The following is a 22,729-nucleotide window of genomic DNA, read 5'->3' as shown; positions in this document are numbered from 1 at the left end:
TCCGCGACCGGCCCGCGATGCACGTACCTGCGCGTCCGCCCGTCCTGAGCGGACCAACACCGCGGATACTCGCGCATCGCGGGTTCGGTCCGCCCGCGGAGGGCAACACGCTCGTCGCCTTCGAACGCGCCCTCGCCGCCGGCGCCGATCTCCTCGAGACCGACGCGCGAGCCTCACTCGACGGGGTCGCGGTGCTCGTGCACGACGCAGAGGTGGTGGACGTCACCGGTCGACGCCACGCCGTCGCGTCTACCCGGTGGGAGGAACTCGCCGACCTCGAGCTGATCGGCGGCGCCCGCCTCGCCTCCCTCGAGCAGGCGCTGGCCTCCCTCCCTCACGCGCGGTTCACCATTGATGTGAAGGCGGGCGACGCGGTCTTGCCGGTCGTTACTGCAATCGTCGGCGCCGCTGCCGCGCACCGGGTCCTGGTTACCTCGTTCTCGGAGCAGCGCCGTGCCGCGACCATTCGCCGCCTTCCCGGCGCCGCGACCTCCGCCTCCGCGGTGCGCTTCGTCGTCGCACTCATCGCGGCGTACCTCGGCGCGGGTCTGCCCGTCCTGCTCGCCCTCCGTGGCATCGACGCGCTGCAGGTGCCCGAGAGCGCGCTCGGTCTCCGAGTCGCCCGACCACCGATCCTCTCCCGGCTGCGGGCGACCGGCTGCGAGATCCACCTCTGGACGATCAATGATCCGGAGCGGATGAGAGAGCTCCTCGCACTCGGAGTCGACGCTCTTGTGACCGATCGCACTGACCTCGCCAGAGCTGCCGTCGATGCGCTGTCCTGACCACCGCGGCGGCGGCGCTCCTGAGACACCGAATACGCCTCCGACCTGAGGATTCTCTGGCAAAGGCAGGGACGGGAAGACCACCTCCAGCTACGACGTTGACACTGGGGAATCACAGCGAGAGGAGACCACACAATGGCAGATCGAAGCTTGCGAGGAATGCGGCTCGGATCCCAGAGCCTGCAGAGCGAAGAAGGCGTTGTCTTCTCCCCGCGGTCGACCTACGAATACCACTGCGCGAACTGCGGCCACGACACCGACATGGTGTTCTCCGCCGACGCGGAAGCACCGGAGACCTGGGAGTGCCGCGCGTGCGGTCACGAGGCCACTCTGATGGTGGACTCGAAGCCAGTCGTCGTGGATAGGGGCGAGCAGAAGACCCCGCGCACCCACTGGGACATGCTGCTCGAACGACGCACCCGCGCAGAGCTGGAGGAGCTGCTCGAGGAGCGGCTCGCCTACCTGCGGGCCAGGCGCGGCGAGCACAAGATCGGCGCCTAGATCCGCTCAGCGGGAACGGCGCCGCATCTCGCGCGTCCTGAGGACGAACGAGACCAGGCCCACGAGACCGGCGGCCAGGAAGTACCAGCCCAGGTCCCGAGCCCACACCAGAGCCGGGGTCGTGGTGGACGCGAGGGGAACCTCATCCACCATGACACCCGGCTCGAACCACGTCAGGGAGTCGATCGTCGCGCCGTCCGGTCCGATGATCGCGCTGGTCCCGACAGTCGAGATGTTGACCACGCTCCGCCCGGTCTCGATCGCGCGCAGGCGTGCGATTGCGAGCTGCTGGACGCTCTCGTCGGTTCGGCCGAAGTCGGCGTTGTTGGTCTGCCCGAGGATGACCTGCGCACCACCGTCGACCATCGCGTTCGTCAACGCATCATCCGAGATGTCGAAGCAGATCGCGATACCGGCGAGCACGCCGTTGACATCGAAGACATTCGGCCGGGTGCCGATCGCATAGTCGCGGCTCACCAGGTCGACCAGGTCGGGTGCGAACATCCGCCAGAACGCTCGGTCCGGCATGTACTCGGCGAAGGGGACCGGGTGCACCTTGTCGTAGACCTGGGTCGCCCCCTCCCCCGCCTTCCAGAGCAGCGAGCTGTTGTAGAAGACGTCATCGGAGGGGTTCGTAATGGTGCCGACGATGAACGGCGCGTCCATCGTCCGGCTGAGGTAGTCGAGCACGGCCGCTGACTGCGCGTTCCGAGTCGGATCGATGTCAACGCCGTTCTCGGGCCACACCACCATGTCGACGTCCTGGTCGAGGATAGGCAGCGTCGCGGAGGTGTGATCCTCGAGGATCTGCCCGCGATAGCTCTGCGAGAACAGTCCCGCGTCGGAGTCGCCCTGAACGGCCGCGATCCGTGTACTGCCTTCGGTCGGCGCCGGCCAGGCAGGGAAGACCACGGCGACGATCGCGAAACCCGCGACAGCACTCACGCGGGCGGAGGCGGGAACCGAGACGGTCCGTACGGCCTGCGCAAGCACTGCCGCGAGGAACGCCACAACGAAGCCCAGACCGGCGAAGCCGATCCACGCCGCGAGACCGGCGAGCGGACCGAGCGACTGCGAGATCGCGAGTCGGCCCCAGGCGAACCCGCCGTACGGCCAGACGTTCGTGATCGTCTCCCGCCCGATCCAGAGCGCGGCGAGCAGCGCGGGGAGGCCGCCCATGCGGCCGAGTGGCCCCGTCCAGACGCGGTAACCGTGCGTCGAGACGACCGCCATCAGCCCCGCGGCGAGAGCGAAAAAGATCGCCTGCAGGCAGGCGAGAGCCGCCCACGGGACGGGTCCGAGGTAGAGCGTCAGCCATTCGATGTGGACGCCCCAGAAGACGGCGCCGCCGACGAGGCCGACGAGGGTTCCGCTCCAGAAGCCGCGGCCCGCCAGGGCGAAGAGGATCGCCGCAGCACCCACGATGGCGAGCGGCCAGACATTGGAGTCGGGGAAGGCACGATCGAGCACGGCGCCGCCGAGCGCCGCGAGGGGCAGCGCCACCCACAGTGGAACGGTCCGCCCGTCGGGCGGAGGGACGATCAGCCTCATGCGACGGTCGAGTAGGCGACGATGCCGTGACGCACGAGGTCGAGGGCGGTACGCGCGGCGCGGCCCACCTTGCCCTCGGCGACGACGGACAACTGATCGAGCAGGTCGATGGTCTGCTTGGCCCAGCGGACGAAGTCGCCGGCCGCCATGTCGGATTCACGCAGCACCATGTCGAGCGGCATCCCCTTGGCCCACATGTTCATCGAGAGCGCGAGACTGGTCGAGATCGGGGTACTGCCGGGCAATCGGTGCTCGCGCTCGACGTCGTCGAGGCGGGCCCAGAGCAATTGCGTCTTCTCGAGCGCCTCCGGGAACGCGCCGCGCGGCAGGAATCGCTCGCCGAGCGTCCCCTCCTCGCGCCGCGGTTCGAAGACGAGGCAGCAGGCCATCGCCGCGAGGCCGGCCGGGTCGAGCTCGGTCCACGCCTGCTTGCGGAGGCACTCGGCGACGAGCAGGTCGCGCTCACCGTAAATCCGGCGCAGGGTCCGTCCGTTCGGAGTCAGGGAGAGTTCGCCGACCTCGTCGCGGCGGAAGTAGCCGAGCTCGAGCAGGACCTCGGTGATGTGGTCGAAGATACGGGCGATGGCTCCGGTGCGCGAGCGGATCTGGCGCTCGATCTCGTCCGTCTCGCGGCGCAGCTTCCACCAGCGCTCGGCCCAGCGGGCGTGCTGCTCGCGGTCGGAGCAGGCGTGGCACGGGTGAGCCTTCATCCGCCTCCGCAGACTCGTTAGCTGGCCCTGCCGCTTCTCGCGCTCGGCGTGGGAGGCCGACTCGCCGCGTACCGCTCCCCTGCGCTCAAGGTCGCCGATCTCGCGGCGGATCATCGCGTACTGCTCGAAGTCGCCCAGGTGGCACTGCATGGCCGTGACGTAACCCGCCATCGACTCCTCCTGCTGGCGGACCCGACGGGCGAGGTCGACCACGGAGCGGTCGGCCTGGAACTGCGCGAAGGACGACTCAAGAATCTCGCGAGTGCGCACGCGGCCACAGTGCTCGATCAGATTCGCCGCCATGTTGTAGCTGGGGCGGAAGCTGGAATTGAGCGGATAGGTCCGCCGTGAGGCGAGGGAGGCGACTGCCTGGGGGTCCATCCCGCCCCGCCACTGAATGACCGAGTGGCCCTCCACGTCGATCCCGCGTCGCCCGGCGCGACCGGTGAGCTGGGTGTACTCCCCCGGAGTGATCGGCACCCGCGCTTCGCCGTTGAACTTCTCGAGCTTCTCGAGGACCACGGTCCGGGCGGGCATATTGATGCCGAGGGCGAGCGTCTCGGTCGCGAACACTACGCGCACGAGCCGGCGCAGGAAGAGCTCCTCGACGACCTCCTTGAAGGCGGGGAGCATGCCCGCGTGGTGGGCCGCGACTCCGCGCTGAAGCCCGTCGAGCCACTCCCAGTAGCCCAGGACGGCGAGGTCCTCGTCGCGGATGGTCCGGCAGCGTTCCTCCACGATGGCGCGGATCTCGTCGCGCTCGTGCCGTTCAGTGAGGCGCACGCCCGAGCGCAACACCTGGCGGACGGCCTGATCGCAACCGGCCCGGCTGAAGACGAAGAAGATCGCCGGGAGCAGGGTTTTGCCACGGAGAATCTCGACGACTTCCGAGCGCAGCATCACCTCCTCACTGCGCTGCTCCGGAAAGCGGTGACGACCACCCCGTCCACCGCGGCCACCCCCTCCACCGCGCTCGACCCGCGAGCCGCCCTGAGCCATCCGAGCGAGTTCCGGGTTCACCCTGTTGGTGGCCGCCCGACCGGAGGAGTCGAAGAGGTCGACGAGCTTGCCGCCCACAAGGACGTGCTGATCGAGCGGCACGGGCCGCTCCTCCGAGACGATCACCTCCGTCTCACCGCGGACGGTCTGCAGCCAGTCACCGAACTCTTCAGCGTTCGAGACGGTCGCGCTCAGCGAAACCAGCCGCACGCGCTGCGGGAGGTGGATGATGACCTCCTCCCAGACAGCGCCGCGGAAGCGGTCGGCGAGGTAGTGCACCTCGTCCATCACCACATAGGCAAGACCGCGCAGTAAATCGGAGTCGGCGTAGAGCATATTGCGCAGCACCTCGGTCGTCATCACGACGATCCGGGCACGCGAATTCACGTTGGAGTCACCGGTGAGCAGACCAACCTCTGACGCGCCGTAGTCGTCGACGAACTCCTGGAACTTCTGGTTGCTCAGCGCCTTCATCGGCGTCGTGTAGAAGACCTTGGCCGTCGGGTCCTGCATCGCGAGGTGGATCGCGAACTCGGCCACAGCCGTCTTGCCTGCACCGGTGGGTGCCGCGACGAGGACGCTGTGGCCGTCGTCGAGAGCACCGCACGCCTCGTACTGGAAAGGATCGAGGTCGAACGCGAGGGTCGAGCGGAACGCCTCGACCCTCGCGTGGCCCTGGCGCGTGCGAAACGCAGCGAACCGCTCGGCGGGAGACGGTTCGGTCACGCGGGCAGGTCGGAGGGACTACCGTCGAACACCAGCTGGCGCTTGGCGGCGCGCCGGTCGTGCAGGATCGCGATCCCGCACGCGAGGAAGAACAGGACAATGATCGGGATGGCCAGGAGGAACATCGAGATGGGATCGGCGGCCGGGGTCGCGATCGCCGTGAAGAGCACGATCGCCATGATCGCCAAGCGCCACGACTTCAGGATCAGCATGCCGGGGAGCACGCCGATGAAGTTGAGCAACACGAGGAACACCGGCAGCACGAAAGCGACGCCGACGACGAGGACGAGCTTGAGCACGAACTCGTAGTAGATCTTGGCGTCGAGGAAGCTTGCGGCATCGCTACCGGTGAAGCTGGTCAGCAGCTCGACGATGTGCGGGAAGACGAACCAGCCTGCCGCGCAACCCGCGAAGAACAGCGGAATGGCGGTGAGGATGAAGCCCAGCCCGTACCGCATCTCTTTGCGGGTGAGGCCCGGGACGAGGAACGCCCAGATCTGGTACAGCCAGACTGGGCTCGCCAGGACGATACCTACGGTGAGCGCGATCTGGAGCCGCAGGTCGAAGGCGCCGGCGATCGTCGGGAAGTTGAGGATCGCCTCCTTGCCCTGGGTCGCGGCCACCTCGGAAATCGGAGCCTTGAGGGCCTCGAAGACCCACTCCGAGGCGAACCATCCAACGACGCACGCGATGACAATGGCGATCGCCGACTTGAAGAGCCGATTGCGAAGCTCAACGAGATGCGCCCCGAGCGACATTCGCCCGTCGGTGTTCTTCGTCCGCTTCGTCCGTGGCTTCTTCGCTGCCACGGACGTCATTACTTGAGCGGGGACTCAGGCGGCGTGGTGGTGCCGGTGCCGGTGGTCGTCCCGGTGGACCCGGCGGCGGTGCCGCCGGTTCCGTCGGTCGACTCACGGCGCTCGGTGCCGTCTTCGTCCTTCATGGTCTTGACCTCGCTCTTGAAGATGCGCATCGACTGCCCGACACTGCGGGCCAGCTGCGGGAGCTTGGGCGCACCGAACAGAAGGAGGATCACGGCGAGGATGATGAGGAGGTGCCACCCCTGGAGGCCAGCGAACATTGCAGACTCACTTCACTTGTCGGTTGCGGTGTACCAGGAGCTTACCCCGTTCGACCCTTCCCGACCGTCTGAGATCGATCCTGTCGCGCCGGGCGTCGCGGCGACCCTCGTGGGCGCGCCGCACGAGTGCCCGATCAGCGAACAGTGACGAGGGCGGCCTCGACGGCAGATCCTCCGTCATACCAGGACTCAGCGTCTCGAGCTTCGCGGTCACCTCCGACAGCTGCCCGAGCAGGAGCTTCCCCTTGCGCCAGTAAGACAGAGCGAAGAGCACGAGCACCGCGACGGCGCCCAGGGCGAGCCCGACCCAGATCAGGATCCACGACCACCAGGTCACGACGAGTCCTCCTCGTTCGCGGCGAGTGCGGCAGCCGCCCACTGCCCGACGGCCGCGCGCGCCTCGGGGGGTGCCACCACGGTGACGAGTCCCGCCAGCGACGCGACAAGGCGAGTCAGACCTTGCAGGTGCGCGACGCGCAGGCGCACGAGGACGCCGCGATCCTCCTCGCCCGGCGCCGGCTCGGGGAACTCGGCGTCGGCCGCGTAGTCGCCCAGCAGCACGACGGCGCTCGGCGCGACCCGCAGATCCACGACCAGGTCCGACGCGGAGGCCTCGAACAGCCGTTCCGAGAGGGTGACCTCGTTGCGGCGGCGCACGATCGGCGTCGCCGTGTCGCGGAGGGAGCGCATCCGGTCGACTCGGAAGGTGCGGACGCCCTCACGGAGGTGGTCCCACCCCCGCAGGTACCAGTCTCGGTCGACGGACTCGAGCACGAAGGGGTCGACGAGCCGCGACTCCGTCTCACCGCGCGCACTGCGATAGTGGAAAGCGACCTGAGTCGCTGAGGCCATCGCAGTGCGCAGGAGCGCCACAGCGCTGTCGGCTCCGGTGCCGCGGGAGACGGCCACCGCGGTCGGGGCCGATGAAGCGCCGCGCGCAAGCTTGCCCATGAGTGAGGCGATCCGATCGTTCCCCTGGTTCTCCGGCAGCGCCGCGAGGTACTGCATCCCAGCGATGAGTGCAGCGGCCTCGCGCGCCGAGAACCGCGGCGAATCGTCGATGGCGACCTGCTGAGTGAGAACGACATAGTCGTTCTCCTCGAAGTCGTCCCAGCTGATGTCGAAGAGGTCGTTCGCCTGGTACTGCGCGGTCTCGCCGGGGATTCCCGAGACGGCGATGAGGCGAACAGCGCGCCGCACCTCCTCCTGGGCGATTTCGAAGTGGGCGGCGACCTCCGCGACCGAGACGCGCCCGCGGTCGAGGAGATAGGGGACGAGCGAGAGCAGGACGGCCAGGCGGTCACGGGCCTGCAGAGAGCGGGGTCTAGCCACGGGTGTCGCCTCCGTGATCGTCCAGGGTGCGTCGGAGGCGCTCGAGGACGCGCCGGCGTAGCTCCTCCGGCTGGAGCACGCGGACCTCGGGACCGTAGCCCGCGAGTTCGTCGGCGAGCACGTCCGGGTCGGTGTAGTGCAGTCGCAGCAGATCCTGCCCCTCGCCGTCGGCTTCGGCGCGACCGCCCAGGCGGAGGGCGGCGTCCGAGTCGGGGGCGACCTGCAGGAGCGCGCTGTTGCGCAGGAGGATCTCGTCGAGCTGGGCGAGCGCGGTCGCCGCCTGATCTCCGTCGACCTGCGCAGAGAGGCGGCCGGTCAGGGCGACCGGTCCGACGATCCGGGAGAGGAGGAAGGTTCGGGTGCCCTCTGCGCCCTCGTCCCAACCGTGCAGGTGCCAGCGACCCTGGTGATTGACCAGCGCACGGGGCTGCACGGTGCGCACGCGCGGCTCCTCACCTCCCGGCTTGAGGTAGAGGAAGCGGACCACCTGGCCGCGGTCGAGCGCAGCGTTCAGCGGCTCGAACGAGGCCTCGCGCACCCGGATCGAGGGGCTGATGCCGATCACGGGGTCCACGGACTCGACGCCGATCGAGCGCAGCTTGATCAACGCGCGCCGCGACTCCGCTGAGAGTGTGCCCTCTCGCCAGACCGCGCCGGCCAGCCGGAGAAGGGCCAGCTCCTCCGGGTCGAAGGCGAGGTCGGCGGGGAGATCGTAGCTGCGCTTGGCGATGCGATACCGGACGGTCTGCGTGTTACCGGGATCGCCTGGAGCGTCGACCGTCTCGATCGGGATTCCCAGCTCGCGCAGGTCGTCCTTGTCTCGCTCGAACTGGCGCTCGAGCGACGTGCGGTCGCCTCGGCCCGAGCGCTGACGGTAGCCCTGCACCGTGGAGAGCACATCGGCCTTCGTCAATCCGTTCTCAGCCGCGACGAGCGCGAGCACGAGGTTGAACAGACGCTCCTCAGCCGGGACGCGGCTCGATGGCGGGGCGTCGGCAGGCACGCCCTCCAGTCTAGGGGCGGGTCCGGTCAGACCTTTCCGAGGATGTCGGCGACGAAGATCAGCGTGGCACCGCCGGGGATGCCGCCCTGGGGCGAACCCTGGTCGCCGTAGCCCTGGTCAGGAGGGATGACCGCGATGACCTGCGAGCCGACAGGCTGGCCGATCAGTGCCTTCGCGAAGCCGGCGATCACTCCGCCCTGGGTGCTCGATCCGTCGGCCGCGGCGAAGACCGTCGGTGCGCCCTTCTCCCAGCTGGAGTCAAACACCTTCCCGTCGCTCCACTGCCAGCCGGTGTAGGCCACGACGACCTGGTCGCCCTCCGCGACCACGTCGCCCTCGCCCTTCTTAAGCTGCGCGATGCGAAGGTCGGTCGGAGCCTCGCCGGAGGGCTTCGCGAGGCCGGGTCGTCCGTCGTCGCCGAGGGTCACGGTGGGGAAACCGTCCGGAACGGGCTGGGCGGAGCCGTTCGCGCGGGCGAGAGACGCGCCGCGGACATCGGCGACGAGTACCAGGGTGTCATCGGCAGCGAGGCCCAACTGCGAGGCCGCCTGGCCGAAGCCGTCCTCGGGGGCGATCGCGATGGCCACCCGTGAACCGACCTGGGTGCAGAGCAGGCCCTCGTTGAGGCCGGTGAGTCCGGCCCCGCCGACACCGAAGCGGGCGGTGCTCGACCCGTCGTAGGGCGAGGTCTCGAGGACGGTGCCGTCCGCTCCGTTGACCAGGGTGTAGTCGATGGTGACCAGTTGGCCCTTCTCGAGGGGAGCGCCGGAGCCCTTGATCAGCGTGCTGACCTGGCTGCCATCGGCCTTGAGTGGCGACGGCACGCTGACATCAGGCTTGGCGCCGAAATCGCCCGTGGCTTTGACCGCGGCCGACGAGTCGCCGGAGGAGAACGGAGCGTCGCAGTCCGCCGTTGAGGAGGACGGGGTGCATCCAGTGAGAGCGGCGACGATTCCAATGCCAGCGATGAGCGCGGTGGTCCTGCGCACGGGTCCTCGATTCGAGAGAAGGGGAGCGGTGACGCCCGGAGTATGACGCCACGGGTGGAGTCGGCCCGGAGGCCGGGAACAGCTTAGAGGATGCCCTCATCGTCGGGCTCCGCGGGCCCCTCACCGAAGCCGCGGGCACGGGAGAGTTCGGCGCTGGTGGCCGACTCCCGGACCCGCTTGCGCAGGCTCTTCCGGCTGACGGCCCGTTCGCCGAGCGCGCCGGGGGTCCAGGCCTCGACGTCCTCGTCGCTGAAGTCCGTCTTGGACGGACGCCGCTTGAGCTCGGGCAGAACGGTGTCAGGAGCGAGGCGGCGGGCGGTGATGAGGAAGCCGGTGTGGCCGATCATCCGGTGATCGGGGCGGACGGCCAGACCCTCGACGTGCCAGCCGCGAACCATCGTCTCGTTCGACGCCGGGTTGGTGAACAGTCCCGACGCGCGGATCGCCTCGGCCGTCCGCGAGAGCTGGGTCACGGTGGCCACGTAGCACAGGAGCACTCCCCCGGGCGTGAGAGTCTCGGCAGCGACGTCGAGGCACTCCCACGGGGCGAGCATGTCCAGCACGACGCGGTCGGCCTCACCGGCGGCGACCGTCCCGGGCAGCGCCTCGACGAGGTCGCCGACGGTGACGCTCCAGTTGTCGGGCGTGTAGCCGAGGAACGTCTCGATGTTCGCGCGGGCGACGTCGGCGAACTCCTCCCGCCGTTCGAACGAGGAGAGCTGACCGGTCGGTCCGACCGCCCGGAGCAGCCAGAGGGAGAGCGCGCCGGAGCCGACGCCCGCCTCGACCACGCGGGCGCCGGGGAAGATGTCGGCGAGCGCGAGGATCTGCGCGGCGTCCTTCGGGTAGACGATCGCCGCTCCCCGGGGCATCGACATCACGAAGTCGGCGAGGAGCGGCCGGAGCGCGAGGTGCTCTACTCCGACCGTGTTGGTCACAACGGAGCCGTCGGGCAGCCCGATGACGGTGTCGTGCTCGATGCCGCCGCGGTGGGTGTGGAACACCGCACCGGGGACGAGCGTGATGGTGTTCATCCGCCCCTTCGGTCCGGTCAACTGGACTCGGTCGCCTGCGCGGAAGGGGCCGGAATGCTGGAGCGCCTCACCGGTCATCGGCAAGCCTGCGTCTCGGTCAGGGCAGGGTCGGAACTGCGATGCTCGGTGGACACCGTGGCGAGGTCCGCGACGGTGCGGCCCGCGAGGGTGGGCCAGAGGGTGTAGGCGGCGGCGGGATCCAGTGCGAGTTGATGCGGGACGCCGATCACTGCGGCTCCGGAGGCGACGGCGGCGCCGAGGCCGGTGAGGGAATCCTCGATCGCAACGCACGCGGTGATGTCCACCTCGAGCGTGCTCGCGGCCAGGAGGTAGGCCTCGGGGTCGGGCTTGCTGCGCTCGACCATGTCGCCGCCGACGACGGTCGCGAAGGCGACGAAGGGGATCCGGTCGACGACGGCGGTGGCCATCCGCGAGATCGACATCGTGACCAGGGCCTGCGGAACTCCCGCGTCCGCGACGGCACGAAGGAGTTCGAGGGCTCCCGGCCGCCACGGGATGCCCGCGGCGAGCTGCGCGATCACCTCGTCGGTCATCCGGTCGATGATCGCGTCGACGGAGAGGTCGACGCCCTTGCCCTGCAGGATCCGGGCAGCATCGGGCAGGCCGGAGCCGACGAGGCCCAGTGCGTCCTCGTGCGTCCACACTCCGCCGAACGAGGAGACCAGAGCGTGCTCGGACGCCATCCAGTAGGGCTCGGTGTCGACGAGGGTGCCGTCCATGTCCCAGAGGACGGCGGCGAGAGCGCCGACCTCCTCGAGCGGCTCGGAGGGCAGCGGCCGGGCGGAGGTCTCGGGAGTCACGAGCGACCATCGTACCGGCAGTGCGTTCGCCTGCCCGGGCCGAGAGCCCGGAGCGACTCCGAACCTCGAGCGACTCCGAACCTGGAGCGAATCGAGAGCCCAGAGCGAACAGCGCGGCCGATCCCACCGGCCGGGACGGGCAGGGTGGAGGCGGGTCCTATCCTGGACGGACGGGTCAGGCGCGATGTGCGCTGCCCGGACATCGAGCCGAACGCGGAGATCCTGCCTATGAACGTGATCACGGGGAACGTCCTGGTCGTGGCCTTCGAGGGCTGGAACGACGCCGGAGACGCCGCGAGCGGCGCGCTGCGGCTGGTCAAGGACGCCGGGGAGTACGTGCCCCTCTTCGCCGTCGACGCCGAGCAGTACTACGACTTCCAGTACACCCGCCCCATGCTCTCGATCGGCGAGGATGGCCGTCGCAGCCTCTCCTGGCCCGGCACGCAGATCTTCGGCCCGGCCGACACCTCGGTCGACGCCGAGAGCGCCCTGTACCTCATGATCGGCACCGAACCCTCGCGCAGCTGGAAGAGCTTCGCCGCGGAGGTCGTCGACGCCATGCTCGCGATTGATATCTCGGCGGTGGTCTTCCTCGGCGCGATGCTCGCGGACGTCCCACACACCCGTCCGATCTCGATCTTCGCGTCGAGTGAGAACGGCGAGTTGCGGACTTCGTTCGAGCTCGAGCGCTCCAGCTACGAGGGTCCGGTCGGAATTCTCAGTGTGATCGGCGAGGCCGCGCAGAAGGTGGGTATTCCCGCCGTGTCGATCTGGGCGTCCGTCCCGCACTATGTGCACAACGCCCCTTCGCCCAAGGCGATGCTGGCGCTGCTCGAAAAGCTCGAAGAGGTCGTCGGCCTGGCGATCCCCCGCGGCGACCTCGTCGAGGAGGCGGAGGAGTGGGAGCGCGGCATCGACGCTCTCGCCGCCGACGACGAGGAGATGGCCGCCTACATCGCCCAGCTCGAGCAGGCGCGCGACACGGTCGACTCCCCCGAGGCCAGCGGCGAGGCGATCGCGCAGGAGTTCGAGCGCTACCTCCGACGCCGCGGTGACGGCCGCTCCGGCGAGGAGCCCTGGCGACCCTAGCGCGCTGATCCGGCCCGAGGATCCTCGGCCGGCTCGCGCGCGCTCAGGTTGGACGGACGCCGAGGAGGGCGTCGAGGGCGTCGCGCAGGAGCGACGGGTCGTCCACTCCGTCCGTCAGCGCGGTGTCGACGAGGGCCACCGCGGCCGGAGTATCCAGGTCGTCGGCCAGCACCTCACGCAGGCGCGCGAGCACCTCCAGGGCCGAGTGTGGGCCCTCGGCGGTGAGCGCCGCCTCCCATCGGGCCAAGCGGGCCAGGGCCGTCGGCAGGTCCTCGGGCAGCCACTCCCAGTCGGAGCGGTAGTGGTGCGCGAGCAGCGCGAGGCGGATGGCACGCGGATCCACTCCTTCGCTGCGCAGACGCGAGACCAGCACCAGGTTGCCCAGCGACTTACTCATCTTCTCGCCCTGATAGGCCACCATCCCGGCGTGCGCGTAGGCGCGAGCGAGCGGGCGGCCGGACAGCGAGGCCGCGTGGCCGGCGCTGAACTCGTGGTGCGGGAAGATCAGGTCGCTCCCGCCGCCCTGCAGGGTGAAGTTGGGACCGAGGCGGTCCAGCGCGATCACCGAGCACTCGATGTGCCAGCCCGGGCGCCCGCGGCCGACCTCGGCGTCCCAGGCCGGCTCGCCGGCACGCTCGGCGCGCCAGAGCAGCGGATCGAGGGGATCGCGTTTGCCGACGCGCTCCGGGTCGCCGCCGCGCTGCGCCGAGAACCGCGCCATCGACTCCGCATCGAGGCCGCTCGCGCTGCCCAGGTGCCAGACGGCGCTCTCGGCGGCGGCGATGTCGTAGTAGAGGTCGCTCGCGCCGTCCGCGACCGCATCCGGAGCCGTGACGCGGTAGGCGACGCCGTCGCGCTCGAGGCGGGCGACCGCCTCCGCCATCGGAGCTACCGTCTCGGTGACGCCCACGTAGTGCTGCGGAGGAAGTACTCGCAGTGCCGCCATGTCGCCGCGAAACAGCTCGACCTGCTCCTCGGCCAGCTCGCGCCAGTGGACACCGGTGGCATTCGCCCGCTCGAGCAGCGGGTCGTCGACGTCGGTGACGTTCTGCGCGTACTCGACGGTGTACCCGGCGTCGAGCCAGACGCGCTGCACCGTGTCAAAGGCGAGGTAGGTGGCGGCGTGGCCGAGGTGGGTCGCGTCGTAGGGCGTGATGCCGCAGACGTACAGGCTCGCCACTCCTCCCGGCGCGTCGAGTTCGACGGAGCGCGCGGTCGCCGTGTCGTGCAGGCGCGGGGCGCTGCCCCGGCCGGGCAGAGCAGGGACGTCGGGGGCAGTCCAAGCGCGCATCTAGGCGGCGATGAGGCCGGTGCCCAGCGCGACCATCAGAACGACACCGAGCACGATGCGGTAGACGACGAAGGGAAGGAAGCTGCGCCGCGAGATGTAGTTCATGAAGAACGCGATCACCACGAAGCCGACCACGAACGCCACGATGGTCGCGACCAGGGTCTCCAGCCCGCCGACCTGGACCTGGTTCGGCAGCACCTCCGGGTCACTGATGCTCTTGTACAGCTGGTAGAGCCCGCTGCCGAACACCGCCGGGATCGCAAGGAGGAAGGAGTAGCGTGCCGCCGCTTTGCGCTCGTAGCCGAGGAAGAGGCCGGCGGTGATGGTGCCACCCGAGCGCGAAACACCCGGAATCAGGGCGAGCGCCTGCGCGCCCCCGTAGATCAGTCCGTCGCGGACGCCGAGGTCGCGCAGGCGGCGCTTCTTCGCGCCGACCGCGTCGGCGATGCCGAGCAGGACGCCGAAGAGGATCAGAGTGGTGGCGACGACCCAGAGCGAGCGGAGGGTCGTTTCGATCGCGTCCTGGAAGACGAGCCCGAGCACGATGATCGGGAGGCTGCCCAGGATGATGAGCCAGCCCATCCGCGCATCGGGGTCGGTGCGCGGGACCCGGCCGACGAGCGAACGCGCCCAGCCAGACACGATTCGCACGATATCGCGCCAGAAGTAAATGATGACCGCGGTCTCGGTTCCCAGCTGCGTGATCGCGGTAAACGCGGCGCCGGTGTCGCGCCCGCCGAGACCGGGCAGCAGCTCGCTGACGATCCGGAGGTGGGCGCTGGAGGAGATCGGGAGGAATTCGGTCAGACCCTGGACGAGTCCCAGGATCAGCGCGTCGAGCAGGCCCATGCGTCACTTTCGAAGAGGGCTGGGGCGTCGTCGGCCAGCAGGCGGTCGGAGTCGGTGGGTGCTGACCCTCGGAGCGCCGTCAGGAACTCAGCAGGAGATCGGTCAGGACCTTCCTGCCAAACACTAGTGCGTCCAGTGGGACGCGCTCGTCGACCCCGTGGAACATCGCCGGGAAGTCCAAGGATGACGGGAGCTGGAGTGGCGCGAACCCGTATCCGGTGATCCCGAGTGTCGAGAGCGCCTTGTTGTCGGTTCCGCCCGAGAGCAGGTACGGGAGGACTTCGGCGCCCGGATCGAACCGCCGCAACGAGGCGGCCATGCTCTCGACGAGGGGGCCGGCGAAGGGGACCTCGAGCCCGATGTCGCGGTGCTGCACCAGAATCTCGACGTGCTCGCCCGCGAGGACCGTCAGGCGTTCGAGCACTGCGTCCTCCTCGCCCGGCAGGACACGCACGTCGATCGTCGCCTCCGCCGTGTCCGGGATGACGTTGGCCTTGTAGCCGGCCGAGAGCATCGACGGATTCGCGGTGGTGCGCAGCGTCGCCGCTATGAAACGCGAGGCGGTGCCGGTGACGAGCGCGAGTTCCTCCGGAGTGCTGCGCTGGGGGTCGTGCCCGAGCAGGCGCGCGACCTCGTCGAGCAGCTCGCGCGTGGTATTGGTCAGGCGGGTGGGCCACTCCTCGCTGCCGATGCGAGCGATGGCCTGCGCGAGACGGGTGACGGCGTTCTCGGAGTTGATCTGCGAGCCGTGCCCGGCCGTGCCGTGCGCGCGGAGCGTCAGCCACAGCAGCGCCTTCTCCCCCGTCTGGACGAGATAGGCACGCTTGCCGGCGAGCTCAATCGAATAGCCGCCGACCTCGCTGATTGCCTCGGTCGCTCCGGCGAACAGCTCCGGCCGCTCGCGCGCCAGGTAGCCCGAGCCCCGCACGCCGCCGGCCTCCTCATCGGCGAAGAACGCGATGACGAGGTCACGGGAGGGACGCCGACCCTCGCGGAGGATGTCGCCGAGCGAGGCGAGGATCATCGCGTCCATGTTCTTCATGTCGACGGCGCCGCGGCCCCAGAGCATGCCGTCCTTGATCTCGCCGCCGAACGGATCGACGCTCCAGTTGTCCGCGATGGCCGGCACCACGTCGAGGTGCCCGTGCACGACGAGGGCTCCGCGCTCACTGTCCTCCCCCGCGACCCGCGCGACGACGCTGGTGCGCCCCGGGTCAGAGTCGATCAGCTCCGGCTCGAGGCCGAGGTCGCGCAGCTTCGCGGCAACGTACTCGGCGGCCGGGCGCTCGGGCTCGGCCTTGCCGTCGCCGTAGTTGCTGGTGTCGAAGCGGATGAGGTCGCGCGCGATGAGCGCGGTCTCATCGAGGGTGGCGTCGGTCATATCGGCACTGTCTGGCATGCCGGCAACGCTACCGGCGCGTGCCCGGCGGCGCTCGGATGACGTGGGCTGCCGCTGGCCTTCGAGGCTCCGGAACCGTGCTAATGTCTTTTTCGGCCGCGGAAACGCAGGTCGGCAACACGACTCGTCCGGGTGGCGGAAATGGCAGACGCGCTAGCTTGAGGTGCTAGTGCCCGTATAGGGCGTGGGGGTTCAAGTCCCCCCTCGGACACAGTGATCGGATCCCCTCGTCTCTCTTCGGAGAGGCGGGGGGATTCGTCGTTTCGGCGTCGCCCGCGCGCCCTCCTCCATGATCGGGGCAGCGTTCCCGAGCTAGGATTGACTCATTCGTCAACCAGGAGGCCACGATGACGGCAGCACGACTTCTGCGCTCCGCCCGCCGGGGAGCGCATTTGTCCCAGTGCGAGCTTTCCGAGGCGTCGGACGTGGCCGAGGCCACACTCTCGCGCATCGAGAACGCTCGGCGGCAGCCTTCGGTGGACCTGCTGGAGCGGCTGCTCTCCCACACTCAGCACTCGATCGTGCTTGTGCCGACGATCCGAAAAGACGCGGCGACAATTGGGGCGGTCATCTCGGACGCGCTGAACCGTGACGACGTCAGGACCGCCTACCGGCAGCTCATCCAACTCGCCGACAATCTGGCCGACGTGCACTCCGCTCTCCGGGTCGGTCTCACGCTCGCCGAGCCCCCTCCCTTCGCCGACGCGGGCTGGGGTGCGGCACTCGCGGCCGTTGCCGCCTACCGGCTCGACGAGGAAGGCCTCCCTCGCGCCGAGTGGATCGACGATGCATCGCGCTTTCTACCGGCGCCGTGGCAGCCACCCACGGGCACAGTCCGCACCCGGGTGGACGCGACGCGGATCCCGGCAGAGTTCGCCCGGCGCAATGTCCTCATCGAGGCGGAGACGCTGGTGAGCGCGTAATGGATCAGCTCAGCCGCGAGGACATCGTCGCGGGGCTGTCCGACGTGGTCGGGATCCTGGCGCGATCCCACCGGCCAGCCGGCGTCGGTCATCCCCTCCGGTGGGACGAATCCGAACGCCTCGGAGCCGCGCAGGGCCGTCTCGGGTGATCCCCGGCTCACGCCGAGTTCAAGCCTGCCGCCGGAGATGAGGTCGGTGGCGGCCGCTTCCTCGGCCATGTACAGCGGGGTCTCGTAGCGCCTGTCGATGACGCCGGTGTCGATCTCGACGCGGCGGATGCGCGCGGCGATCGCCCCCCAGGAGCGGGAACGGCGAGGCGAGCTGGAGTGCGAAGTGGTACACGCGGACGTAGGCGCCGTCGAGGCCGATCTCCTCCGCCGCCTTGGCGAGTTCGATCGTCTGGAGCAGAACATCGCGCGCGGTGCGGGTCATCGGGCCCGCGCACGAGCACCGGTAATCCGGGACAGACGTCGCCGAGGAGTCCTCAATACTCGCATGGTGGTCGCGTGCTCGTCGGGACGGGCAGGAAGGAGAGGTGACGTGGAGCAGATGCATAGCTGGGCGCCGAGAGCGTGCAGCGTTCCGCGACCGGCACGGACGCCCGGGAAGGCGCGCGCATCGGCATCGGAGCGGACTCTCGCGTCAGTGAGCCTCGAAATCAGCCGAGACGGAGGCCGAGACCTCGATGTCTTCGGGCTTGAGGGTCAGAGCCTCCTCCGCCGACACAAACGCCGCGGCGCGGCTCATCAAGGCCGAACCGCCCTCGATGCGCGTGTGCGGACGCAGCCCGGGCTCGAACAGCGTCAGCACGCGCACCTCGGAGAGCCCCAGGGCGGCAGCGTAAGCCTCCGCCCTCTCGCGGGCATCACGCACGGCCGCGGTGCGAACCTCGCGCTCGATGCCTGCCCGTCGTAACGCCGTCACGTCCCAGTCGACCCCCAAGATCTGGACCCCCGGCACCTCGGAGATCGAGCCGACCCAGCGTCCGAGCGCCGCGAAATCGCGGTACTTCACTCGGACGCCGGCGGCCGCCACCTGGAGGAGCTGGGTGACATCGGAGTCCTTCAGGTACCGGCGGATCGACGAGACCGAGATCTGATCGGAGGACCACCAGGTGGCGGCGCCGGACGCTTGCTCGGCCGCGGCCTCCTCGCGGACCCGCGCGTGCAGAGCGGTGACCTCGGCGAGTGCCTGAGCACGCGAGCGCGACTCGCGACGGATCTCGAGGCGGACCGTGCCCCGCTCCGCGGGGTGGAAGTGCTGGGCGAGACCGGCGACGGTGATGGTGACCATCACTTCATGCTGCCGTACGCACTGCGTCAGTTCCGAGCGGCGATCATCGCCCGGATGTGTTCGGCCAGGACCCTCTCCGTCGCCAGATTGCTGATCAACTGCGCGCAGTGCCCTTTGCACGCTCCAGGCAGAGGCTCTCCGCTGCGCGGGTCGGTCTTGTCCCGCAGGGCTCGCTCGCCCTCAGCGATCGAGGTCTCGAGCAGCGCGAGCCGGCGTGCGAGACGCTCGGACTGGAAGCTCTCGTGCGAGATGCTGAACTCGGGAGAGTGGTCGGCAGTAGAAATGGGGACGCTCATCGATCATCCGTTCCGTTGGGCACCCAGGAGTGGCACCTTCACCAGGAAGACGCCCGGCAATGGCGATCATGATGCGAAGGCGCGAAACGCACTGAAAGATGGCGCGTCGCGTGCGGTCAGGGGCGGAAGACCGCGAGATTCTCGTTCTCGACAATGGCGAGCGTGCGCACGAGACGCGTGTAGCGCGCGACCAGTTCGCGCTCCCCCGCACCCTGACCCAGCAGCGCCGAGATGCTCTCTGCGGGCAAGAGCGAGACGATCTCCATCGCGACCGCCCGCGCATGCTCGGAGGAGAGGGTGCGCGCGTACTCGAGAGCACGGGTCAGCTGCGGCCGCCCCTCCGCCTCGGGGACGGCGGACGGCGACACCGAAGCCGCCTGACCGAGGGCCGCCACGAAGACTCGGGCGATCTCGTCAACCCGGAGCGCGCGGACCAGTGTCAGAAGGCGCGAGGAAACCCGCGACACACCGCGCGCGAGGAGTTCGCCGCCCAGGGCGCGCACCTCGATCACGTCACCGCCGCCGAAATCGCCAGAGACTCGCTTGATGCCCGAGGCGAACAGGCTCGAGCCGGCGGCGATGCTCCGCTCGGCCTCGAGGTTGATCTCGACACGGCCGCGGCCGGTGGCCACGCCGGAAATCCAGCGCTGCTCCACGGGCGGATGCGCGTGCACGGCGCGGACGAGGGTGCCAGGGCCAGTCCCGGGGCCGGGGTCGCCCAGCGCGCCGAGGATGACCTCGGGGGTGCGGGCGCCGGCGATCCGGGTCGAGACGCCGTTATGGGCGGCGAGTTCGGCGGCCCGCAGCTTCGAGCGGATGCCTCCGCGGCCGGTGCCGCCTTTCTGCACGCCAATCCGGCGCAGTTCTGAAATGCCCAGCTCCTCCAGGTGCACGCCCTCGGCAATGCTTCCGGCGAAGACGCCGGGGACGTCGGTGAGCAGCAGTAGCAGATCGGCGCCGAGGAGCATCGCCAGCCCTCCCGCGACGCCGTCGTTGTCTGAGCCGGCGGAGTCGATCGTGTCGTTGCCGTTGACCACCGGCACGACTCCGGCGTCGAGCGCATGGCGGATCGCCTCCGCGACGTGCGACATCTGCCGGGGCGAGGCGAGGTCGGACTCACCGATCAGGATCTGCGCGACCAGCGCCCCGGACAGCTCGGCCACTGAGCGGTAGAAGCCCATCAGGACGGTCTGACCCACGGCCGCCGCCAGCCGCGCGCTGATCGGCTCCTCCTGCGCGCGGGCAAAGAGCGCGCGGCCGGAGGAGACGGCGCCGGAGGAGACGAGCACGACGTCCCAGCCGAGGGCGCGGGCGGCGAAGGCGCTCTCGAGAGCACTGGCGAGCAGGACCGGGTCGGGGCCGGACTGCTTGGTCACCGAGCTGGAGCCCATCTTGACCACGAGGGTCCGCTGGCGGGGTGCGGCCGGGGCGGTGATGTCGGGGTCGGCGGGGTCGGGCAGGGCGTCGAACATGGGTCCCATGCTAGGGGCGCGGGGGGAGGCGGTTCCGCGCGGCGACGCGGCCCAGGGGGCAGTGCGGGGGATGTCGGAGGTGGGTGCGAGACTGCCGGGACGGGCCATGATTCGCTCCTGCACAGGGCGTTCTCCCGCTCGCTTTTCCACAGTTTCGAAGCCGACGCGGCGGATGTCGGTGGCGATTGACATACTCGAACACATGTTCGAACATGGGCAGATGAGCCCCCCTTCCCCCCTCGTCTCCGCGGAGACGGCCGCGGCCGCAGCGCCCCTTCTGCGACAGCTCGCGTCGGTGAAGGAGCTGCAGTCGCGAATCCGCGAGATGCAGGCGACCACGCTCGAAACCACGAGCCTCGCCACATTGCCCGCGTTCTCCTCCGTGCTCCCCGGCGGCTCGCTCAAACAGGGTGCGGCCTACTCGGTCGAGGGCTCGATGAGCCTCGCAATGGGGTTGCTCGCCGGCCCGTCCGCCGAGGGCTCGTGGTGCGGCGTCGTGGGGGTTCCCGAGTTCGGGGCTGAGGCGGCGGCGGGCATGGGGATCGACCTCGAGCGGCTCGTGCTCGTACCCTCGCCGGCCGAGCACTGGCTCACCGTCACCGCCGCGCTGGTCGACGTCCTGACCGTCGTGCTCACCCGTCCGCCCGCCTCCATCTCCTCAGCAGACGTCTCACGGCTCGGAGCACGGCTACGGCAGCGGGGAGCTGCGCTCGTGGTCCTCGGCGAGTGGCCGCAGGCCGAGGCCCGGCTCAGCATCCGCAGCAGCCGCTGGGAGGGCCTCGGCGCCGGTCACGGCTACCTCCGCTCGCGCGAGGCGATGGTCGACGTGGTCGGCCGCGCAGGCACACGGGTCCGCACGGTGCGGATGAGCATTCCGAGCCTCGAGCACGCCTTCGGCTCCCAGGGCGAGCACGGCCGCCTGCGCGAACGGGCGGTCTGAGATGAAGAGCACACATGAGCTGCGGCGGACGATCCTCGTCTGGTGCCCCGACTGGCCCCTCCTCGCGGCCGCCGCCGATGCCGGTCTCGGCGCCGAGCATCCCCTGGCCCTCACCGAGAAGAGCCTCGTCTTCGCCTCCTCCCCCTCTGCCCGCGCCGAGGGAGTGCTCCGGGGTATGCGCGTGCGCGAGGCGCAGTCCCGCTGCACCGGTCTCGCGGTCCTGCCGTACGACCCGGTGCTCGACCACCGGGCGTTCGAGCCGCTCATGCAGGCGCTCGAAGAGATCACCCCGGGCGTCCAGCTGATCCGACCGGGCCTTTGCGCTATCCGCGCCCGTGGGCCGCGCCGCTATTACGGGAGCGAGCAGAGCGCAGCCGAGGCGATCCTGCAGCGGCTGACCGAGCTGGGGCTGCCCGGCGCGCGCATCGGGATCGCCGATGGGCTCTTCGCCTCCGAACTCGCCGCCAAGCACTCCGGCTGCCCCGTCGCGATCGTCCCGGCCGAAGCGGCGGCCGCGTTCCTCGCCCCACTCCCTCTCGACGCCCTCGAGACCGAAGCCGTCGCCGCTCCCGCCCGGGTACCCCACCGCGGAGACGACCTGGTCGCGCTGCTGCGCAAGCTCGGGGTCCGCACCCTCGGCGCCTTTGCCGCCCTCCCCCGCGAGGATGTCGCGGCCCGGTTCGGACCCAACGGGGCCCGGGCGCACCTGCTTGCAGCCGGAGCCGAGTCGGCGACGGTGGTGCCGCGGCTGCCGCCCGAGCGGCTCGACCGGGCGATGGACTTCGAACCGCCGCTGGACCGTATCGACCAGGCCGCCTTCGCCTTCCGCGTGCCCGCCGAGGAGTTCGTCGCCGGGCTCACTCGCGCGCACCTGGTCGCGACCGCCATCCGCATCGAGGTCGTCAGCGAGCGGGGCGAGGTCTCCTCCCGGAGCTGGCTGCATCCGCGCTGGTTCACCCCGGGCGATGTGCTCGACCGGATGCGCTGGCAGCTCCAGGGCAGCGGGGCCATCGACACAGGGCTCGGAGCGCCAATCTCGCGCCTGTGCGTCGAGCCCGAGGCCGTCGACGCGATCGGGAACCACGAGCAGGGCCTCTGGGGCACCGCCCCCGAGGAGCGCGTGCACCACGGACTGAGCCGCGTGCAGAGCATGCTCGGGCACGAGGCCGTCATGACCGCGTCGATCGGAGGAGGGCGTGCACTGCGCGACCGTCAACACCTGATCCCGTGGGGCGACCGCGAGCCCGAGGACGCACGACCGCCCGGCCTGCCTTGGCCGGGCTCGCTGCCGCCTCCGCTGCCGCCAACCGTCTTCGTCGAGCCGGTCGCGGTGCTCGTGCGGGGGTCGCGAGGCGAGCCTGTCTCGGTCGACGAGCGGGGAGCCCTCCGCTCCGTACCCGCCTACTTCACTCCCGGCACCTCCCAGGCGCGTCTGGAGCCCCTGGCGGGATGGGCCGGGCCGTGGCCCATCGACGAGCGCTGGTGGGACCCGGGCACGAGCGTCCGCTACGACCGCTTCCAGGTGGTCGACGCCGCCGGAGTCGCCTGGCTGCTGCTCTGCCTCGACGGAGTCTGGGCCGCCGAGGCCCGGTACGACTGACTCTCAGCCCTCTCCTCTTTATCCGCACACAAGCACGAAGGAGCC

22 protein-coding genes, 1 tRNA gene and 1 pseudogene are annotated in these 22,729 nt (G+C 69.9%); 7 read left to right on the top strand and 17 right to left on the bottom strand.

Going from position 1 to position 22,729, the window contains the following annotated elements; translation table 11 throughout:
* Positions 1 to 17 precede the first annotated feature (17 nt).
* Both C1O28_RS05995 and C1O28_RS05990 read left to right on the top strand, forming a co-directional pair.
* Positions 18 to 785: a glycerophosphodiester phosphodiesterase family protein gene (locus C1O28_RS05995; protein WP_097165957.1), complete on the top strand. Its 768-nt coding sequence runs from the start codon at positions 18 to 20 to the stop codon at positions 783 to 785.
* 135 nt (positions 786 to 920) lie between these two features.
* Entirely contained in the window at positions 921 to 1,286 is a 366-nt protein-coding gene (locus C1O28_RS05990) for an RNA polymerase-binding protein RbpA (protein WP_097165958.1), read from the top strand.
* Between the two features lie 6 nt (positions 1,287 to 1,292).
* Here the strand turns inward: C1O28_RS05990 and lnt are convergent, their stop codons facing one another.
* The 10 genes from lnt to C1O28_RS05940 form a co-directional block, all read right to left on the bottom strand.
* On the bottom strand, positions 1,293 to 2,837 hold the full coding sequence (lnt, locus tag C1O28_RS05985) for an apolipoprotein N-acyltransferase (protein ID WP_097165959.1): 1,545 nt from the start codon (positions 2,835 to 2,837) through the stop codon (positions 1,293 to 1,295).
* Positions 2,834 to 5,272, bottom strand: a complete 2,439-nt coding sequence (locus C1O28_RS05980; protein WP_097165960.1) for a DEAD/DEAH box helicase — start codon at positions 5,270 to 5,272, stop codon at positions 2,834 to 2,836. The genes lnt and C1O28_RS05980 overlap by 4 nt, the downstream gene beginning before the upstream one ends.
* Positions 5,269 to 6,030 (bottom strand): twin-arginine translocase subunit TatC, encoded by a 762-nt coding sequence (tatC, locus tag C1O28_RS05975; RefSeq protein ID WP_097165961.1) that lies wholly within the window; start codon positions 6,028 to 6,030, stop codon positions 5,269 to 5,271. Before tatC ends, C1O28_RS05980 begins: the two co-directional genes overlap by 4 nt.
* 59 nt (positions 6,031 to 6,089) lie before the next feature.
* Entirely contained in the window at positions 6,090 to 6,353 is a 264-nt protein-coding gene (tatA, locus tag C1O28_RS05970; protein ID WP_097165962.1) for a Sec-independent protein translocase subunit TatA, read from the bottom strand.
* 7 nt (positions 6,354 to 6,360) lie between these two features.
* Positions 6,361 to 6,690, bottom strand: coding sequence for a hypothetical protein (locus tag C1O28_RS05965; protein WP_097165963.1), 330 nt, complete (start codon positions 6,688 to 6,690; stop codon positions 6,361 to 6,363).
* A complete protein-coding gene (locus C1O28_RS05960) occupies positions 6,687 to 7,685 on the bottom strand; it encodes a helix-turn-helix transcriptional regulator (protein WP_243392029.1) in 999 nt (332 codons plus the stop codon). The genes C1O28_RS05965 and C1O28_RS05960 overlap by 4 nt, the downstream gene beginning before the upstream one ends.
* Complete coding sequence (locus tag C1O28_RS05955; RefSeq protein WP_097165964.1) at positions 7,678 to 8,688, bottom strand: helix-turn-helix transcriptional regulator; 1,011 nt, start codon at positions 8,686 to 8,688, stop codon at positions 7,678 to 7,680. The genes C1O28_RS05960 and C1O28_RS05955 overlap by 8 nt, the downstream gene beginning before the upstream one ends.
* 26 nt (positions 8,689 to 8,714) lie before the next feature.
* On the bottom strand, positions 8,715 to 9,677 hold the full coding sequence (locus C1O28_RS05950) for an FKBP-type peptidyl-prolyl cis-trans isomerase (RefSeq protein WP_097165965.1): 963 nt from the start codon (positions 9,675 to 9,677) through the stop codon (positions 8,715 to 8,717).
* A gap of 83 nt (positions 9,678 to 9,760) precedes the next feature.
* Positions 9,761 to 10,789 carry a tRNA (adenine-N1)-methyltransferase gene (locus C1O28_RS05945; protein ID WP_097165966.1) on the bottom strand — a complete coding sequence of 343 codons (1,029 nt, stop codon included), beginning with the start codon at positions 10,787 to 10,789 and terminating at the stop codon, positions 9,761 to 9,763.
* A complete protein-coding gene (locus C1O28_RS05940) occupies positions 10,786 to 11,505 on the bottom strand; it encodes an HAD family hydrolase (RefSeq protein WP_258058648.1) in 720 nt (239 codons plus the stop codon). Before C1O28_RS05940 ends, C1O28_RS05945 begins: the two co-directional genes overlap by 4 nt.
* A 255-nt stretch (positions 11,506 to 11,760) precedes the next feature.
* Between C1O28_RS05940 and C1O28_RS05935 the strand changes: the two genes are divergently transcribed.
* Positions 11,761 to 12,621: a proteasome assembly chaperone family protein gene (locus C1O28_RS05935; RefSeq protein WP_097166087.1), complete on the top strand. Its 861-nt coding sequence runs from the start codon at positions 11,761 to 11,763 to the stop codon at positions 12,619 to 12,621.
* Positions 12,622 to 12,664: 43 nt separating this feature from the next.
* On the opposite strand, the gene mshC is transcribed toward C1O28_RS05935, so the two are convergent.
* From mshC to C1O28_RS05920, 3 genes are all read right to left on the bottom strand, one after another.
* Complete coding sequence (mshC, locus tag C1O28_RS05930) at positions 12,665 to 13,912, bottom strand: cysteine--1-D-myo-inosityl 2-amino-2-deoxy-alpha-D-glucopyranoside ligase (protein WP_097165967.1); 1,248 nt, start codon at positions 13,910 to 13,912, stop codon at positions 12,665 to 12,667.
* On the bottom strand, positions 13,913 to 14,761 hold the full coding sequence (locus C1O28_RS05925; RefSeq protein ID WP_097165968.1) for an undecaprenyl-diphosphate phosphatase: 849 nt from the start codon (positions 14,759 to 14,761) through the stop codon (positions 13,913 to 13,915).
* Positions 14,762 to 14,840: 79 nt separating this feature from the next.
* Positions 14,841 to 16,142: a M20/M25/M40 family metallo-hydrolase gene (locus tag C1O28_RS05920; RefSeq protein ID WP_097165969.1), complete on the bottom strand. Its 1,302-nt coding sequence runs from the start codon at positions 16,140 to 16,142 to the stop codon at positions 14,841 to 14,843.
* Between the two features lie 144 nt (positions 16,143 to 16,286).
* Here C1O28_RS05920 and C1O28_RS05915 point away from each other — a divergent pair.
* Both C1O28_RS05915 and C1O28_RS15605 read left to right on the top strand, forming a co-directional pair.
* Positions 16,287 to 16,371 (top strand) — tRNA-Leu (locus C1O28_RS05915).
* Positions 16,372 to 16,507: 136 nt separating this feature from the next.
* Positions 16,508 to 17,083, top strand: a complete 576-nt coding sequence (locus C1O28_RS15605) for a helix-turn-helix domain-containing protein (protein WP_097165970.1) — start codon at positions 16,508 to 16,510, stop codon at positions 17,081 to 17,083.
* Between the two features lie 80 nt (positions 17,084 to 17,163).
* On the opposite strand, the pseudogene C1O28_RS15600 reads toward C1O28_RS15605, so the two are convergent.
* From C1O28_RS15600 to proB, 4 genes and pseudogenes are all read right to left on the bottom strand, one after another.
* Positions 17,164 to 17,515, bottom strand: a pseudogene (locus C1O28_RS15600) (LLM class flavin-dependent oxidoreductase); the annotation flags it as partial.
* A 210-nt stretch (positions 17,516 to 17,725) separates the two neighbouring features.
* Positions 17,726 to 18,376: an SIMPL domain-containing protein gene (locus C1O28_RS05900; protein WP_097165971.1), complete on the bottom strand. Its 651-nt coding sequence runs from the start codon at positions 18,374 to 18,376 to the stop codon at positions 17,726 to 17,728.
* 26 nt (positions 18,377 to 18,402) lie between these two features.
* Positions 18,403 to 18,672 carry a hypothetical protein gene (locus C1O28_RS05895; RefSeq protein ID WP_097165972.1) on the bottom strand — a complete coding sequence of 90 codons (270 nt, stop codon included), beginning with the start codon at positions 18,670 to 18,672 and terminating at the stop codon, positions 18,403 to 18,405.
* Between the two features lie 116 nt (positions 18,673 to 18,788).
* Entirely contained in the window at positions 18,789 to 20,144 is a 1,356-nt protein-coding gene (gene proB, locus C1O28_RS05890; RefSeq protein ID WP_160487501.1) for a glutamate 5-kinase, read from the bottom strand.
* A gap of 220 nt (positions 20,145 to 20,364) precedes the next feature.
* Here proB and C1O28_RS05885 point away from each other — a divergent pair, with 220 nt between their 5' ends.
* On the top strand, positions 20,365 to 21,084 hold the full coding sequence (locus C1O28_RS05885) for a hypothetical protein (RefSeq protein WP_237397980.1): 720 nt from the start codon (positions 20,365 to 20,367) through the stop codon (positions 21,082 to 21,084).
* Between the two features lies 1 nt (position 21,085).
* Complete coding sequence (locus tag C1O28_RS05880) at positions 21,086 to 22,684, top strand: DNA polymerase Y family protein (protein WP_097165974.1); 1,599 nt, start codon at positions 21,086 to 21,088, stop codon at positions 22,682 to 22,684.
* The last annotated feature ends 45 nt before the right edge of the window (positions 22,685 to 22,729 follow it).

This window comes from Rathayibacter rathayi, assembly GCF_004011095.1.
Taxonomy (GTDB): domain Bacteria; phylum Actinomycetota; class Actinomycetes; order Actinomycetales; family Microbacteriaceae; genus Rathayibacter; species Rathayibacter rathayi.
The sequence above is the reverse complement of the archived record's forward strand: the minus strand, read 5'-3'. Positions and strand labels throughout refer to the sequence as shown.

Bases quoted from the DNA above. Each gene is read 5' to 3' on its own strand.
- C1O28_RS05995 (WP_097165957.1), top strand. From the start codon at position 18: ATGCACGTACCTGCGCGTCCGCCCGTCCTGAGCGGACCAACACCGCGG.
- C1O28_RS05990 (WP_097165958.1), top strand. From the start codon at position 921: ATGGCAGATCGAAGCTTGCGAGGAATGCGGCTCGGATCCCAGAGCCTG.
- lnt (WP_097165959.1), bottom strand. From the start codon at position 2,837: ATGAGGCTGATCGTCCCTCCGCCCGACGGGCGGACCGTTCCACTGTGG.
- tatC (WP_097165961.1), bottom strand. From the start codon at position 6,030: ATGTCGCTCGGGGCGCATCTCGTTGAGCTTCGCAATCGGCTCTTCAAG.
- tatA (WP_097165962.1), bottom strand. From the start codon at position 6,353: ATGTTCGCTGGCCTCCAGGGGTGGCACCTCCTCATCATCCTCGCCGTG.
- C1O28_RS05945 (WP_097165966.1), bottom strand. From the start codon at position 10,789: ATGACCGGTGAGGCGCTCCAGCATTCCGGCCCCTTCCGCGCAGGCGAC.
- C1O28_RS05935 (WP_097166087.1), top strand. From the start codon at position 11,761: ATGAACGTGATCACGGGGAACGTCCTGGTCGTGGCCTTCGAGGGCTGG.
- mshC (WP_097165967.1), bottom strand. From the start codon at position 13,912: ATGCGCGCTTGGACTGCCCCCGACGTCCCTGCTCTGCCCGGCCGGGGC.
- C1O28_RS05925 (WP_097165968.1), bottom strand. From the start codon at position 14,761: ATGGGCCTGCTCGACGCGCTGATCCTGGGACTCGTCCAGGGTCTGACC.
- C1O28_RS05920 (WP_097165969.1), bottom strand. From the start codon at position 16,142: ATGACCGACGCCACCCTCGATGAGACCGCGCTCATCGCGCGCGACCTC.
- C1O28_RS15605 (WP_097165970.1), top strand. From the start codon at position 16,508: ATGACGGCAGCACGACTTCTGCGCTCCGCCCGCCGGGGAGCGCATTTG.
- C1O28_RS05900 (WP_097165971.1), bottom strand. From the start codon at position 18,376: ATGGTCACCATCACCGTCGCCGGTCTCGCCCAGCACTTCCACCCCGCG.
- C1O28_RS05895 (WP_097165972.1), bottom strand. From the start codon at position 18,672: ATGAGCGTCCCCATTTCTACTGCCGACCACTCTCCCGAGTTCAGCATC.
- proB (WP_160487501.1), bottom strand. From the start codon at position 20,144: ATGTTCGACGCCCTGCCCGACCCCGCCGACCCCGACATCACCGCCCCG.
- C1O28_RS05885 (WP_237397980.1), top strand. From the start codon at position 20,365: ATGAGCCCCCCTTCCCCCCTCGTCTCCGCGGAGACGGCCGCGGCCGCA.
- C1O28_RS05880 (WP_097165974.1), top strand. From the start codon at position 21,086: ATGAAGAGCACACATGAGCTGCGGCGGACGATCCTCGTCTGGTGCCCC.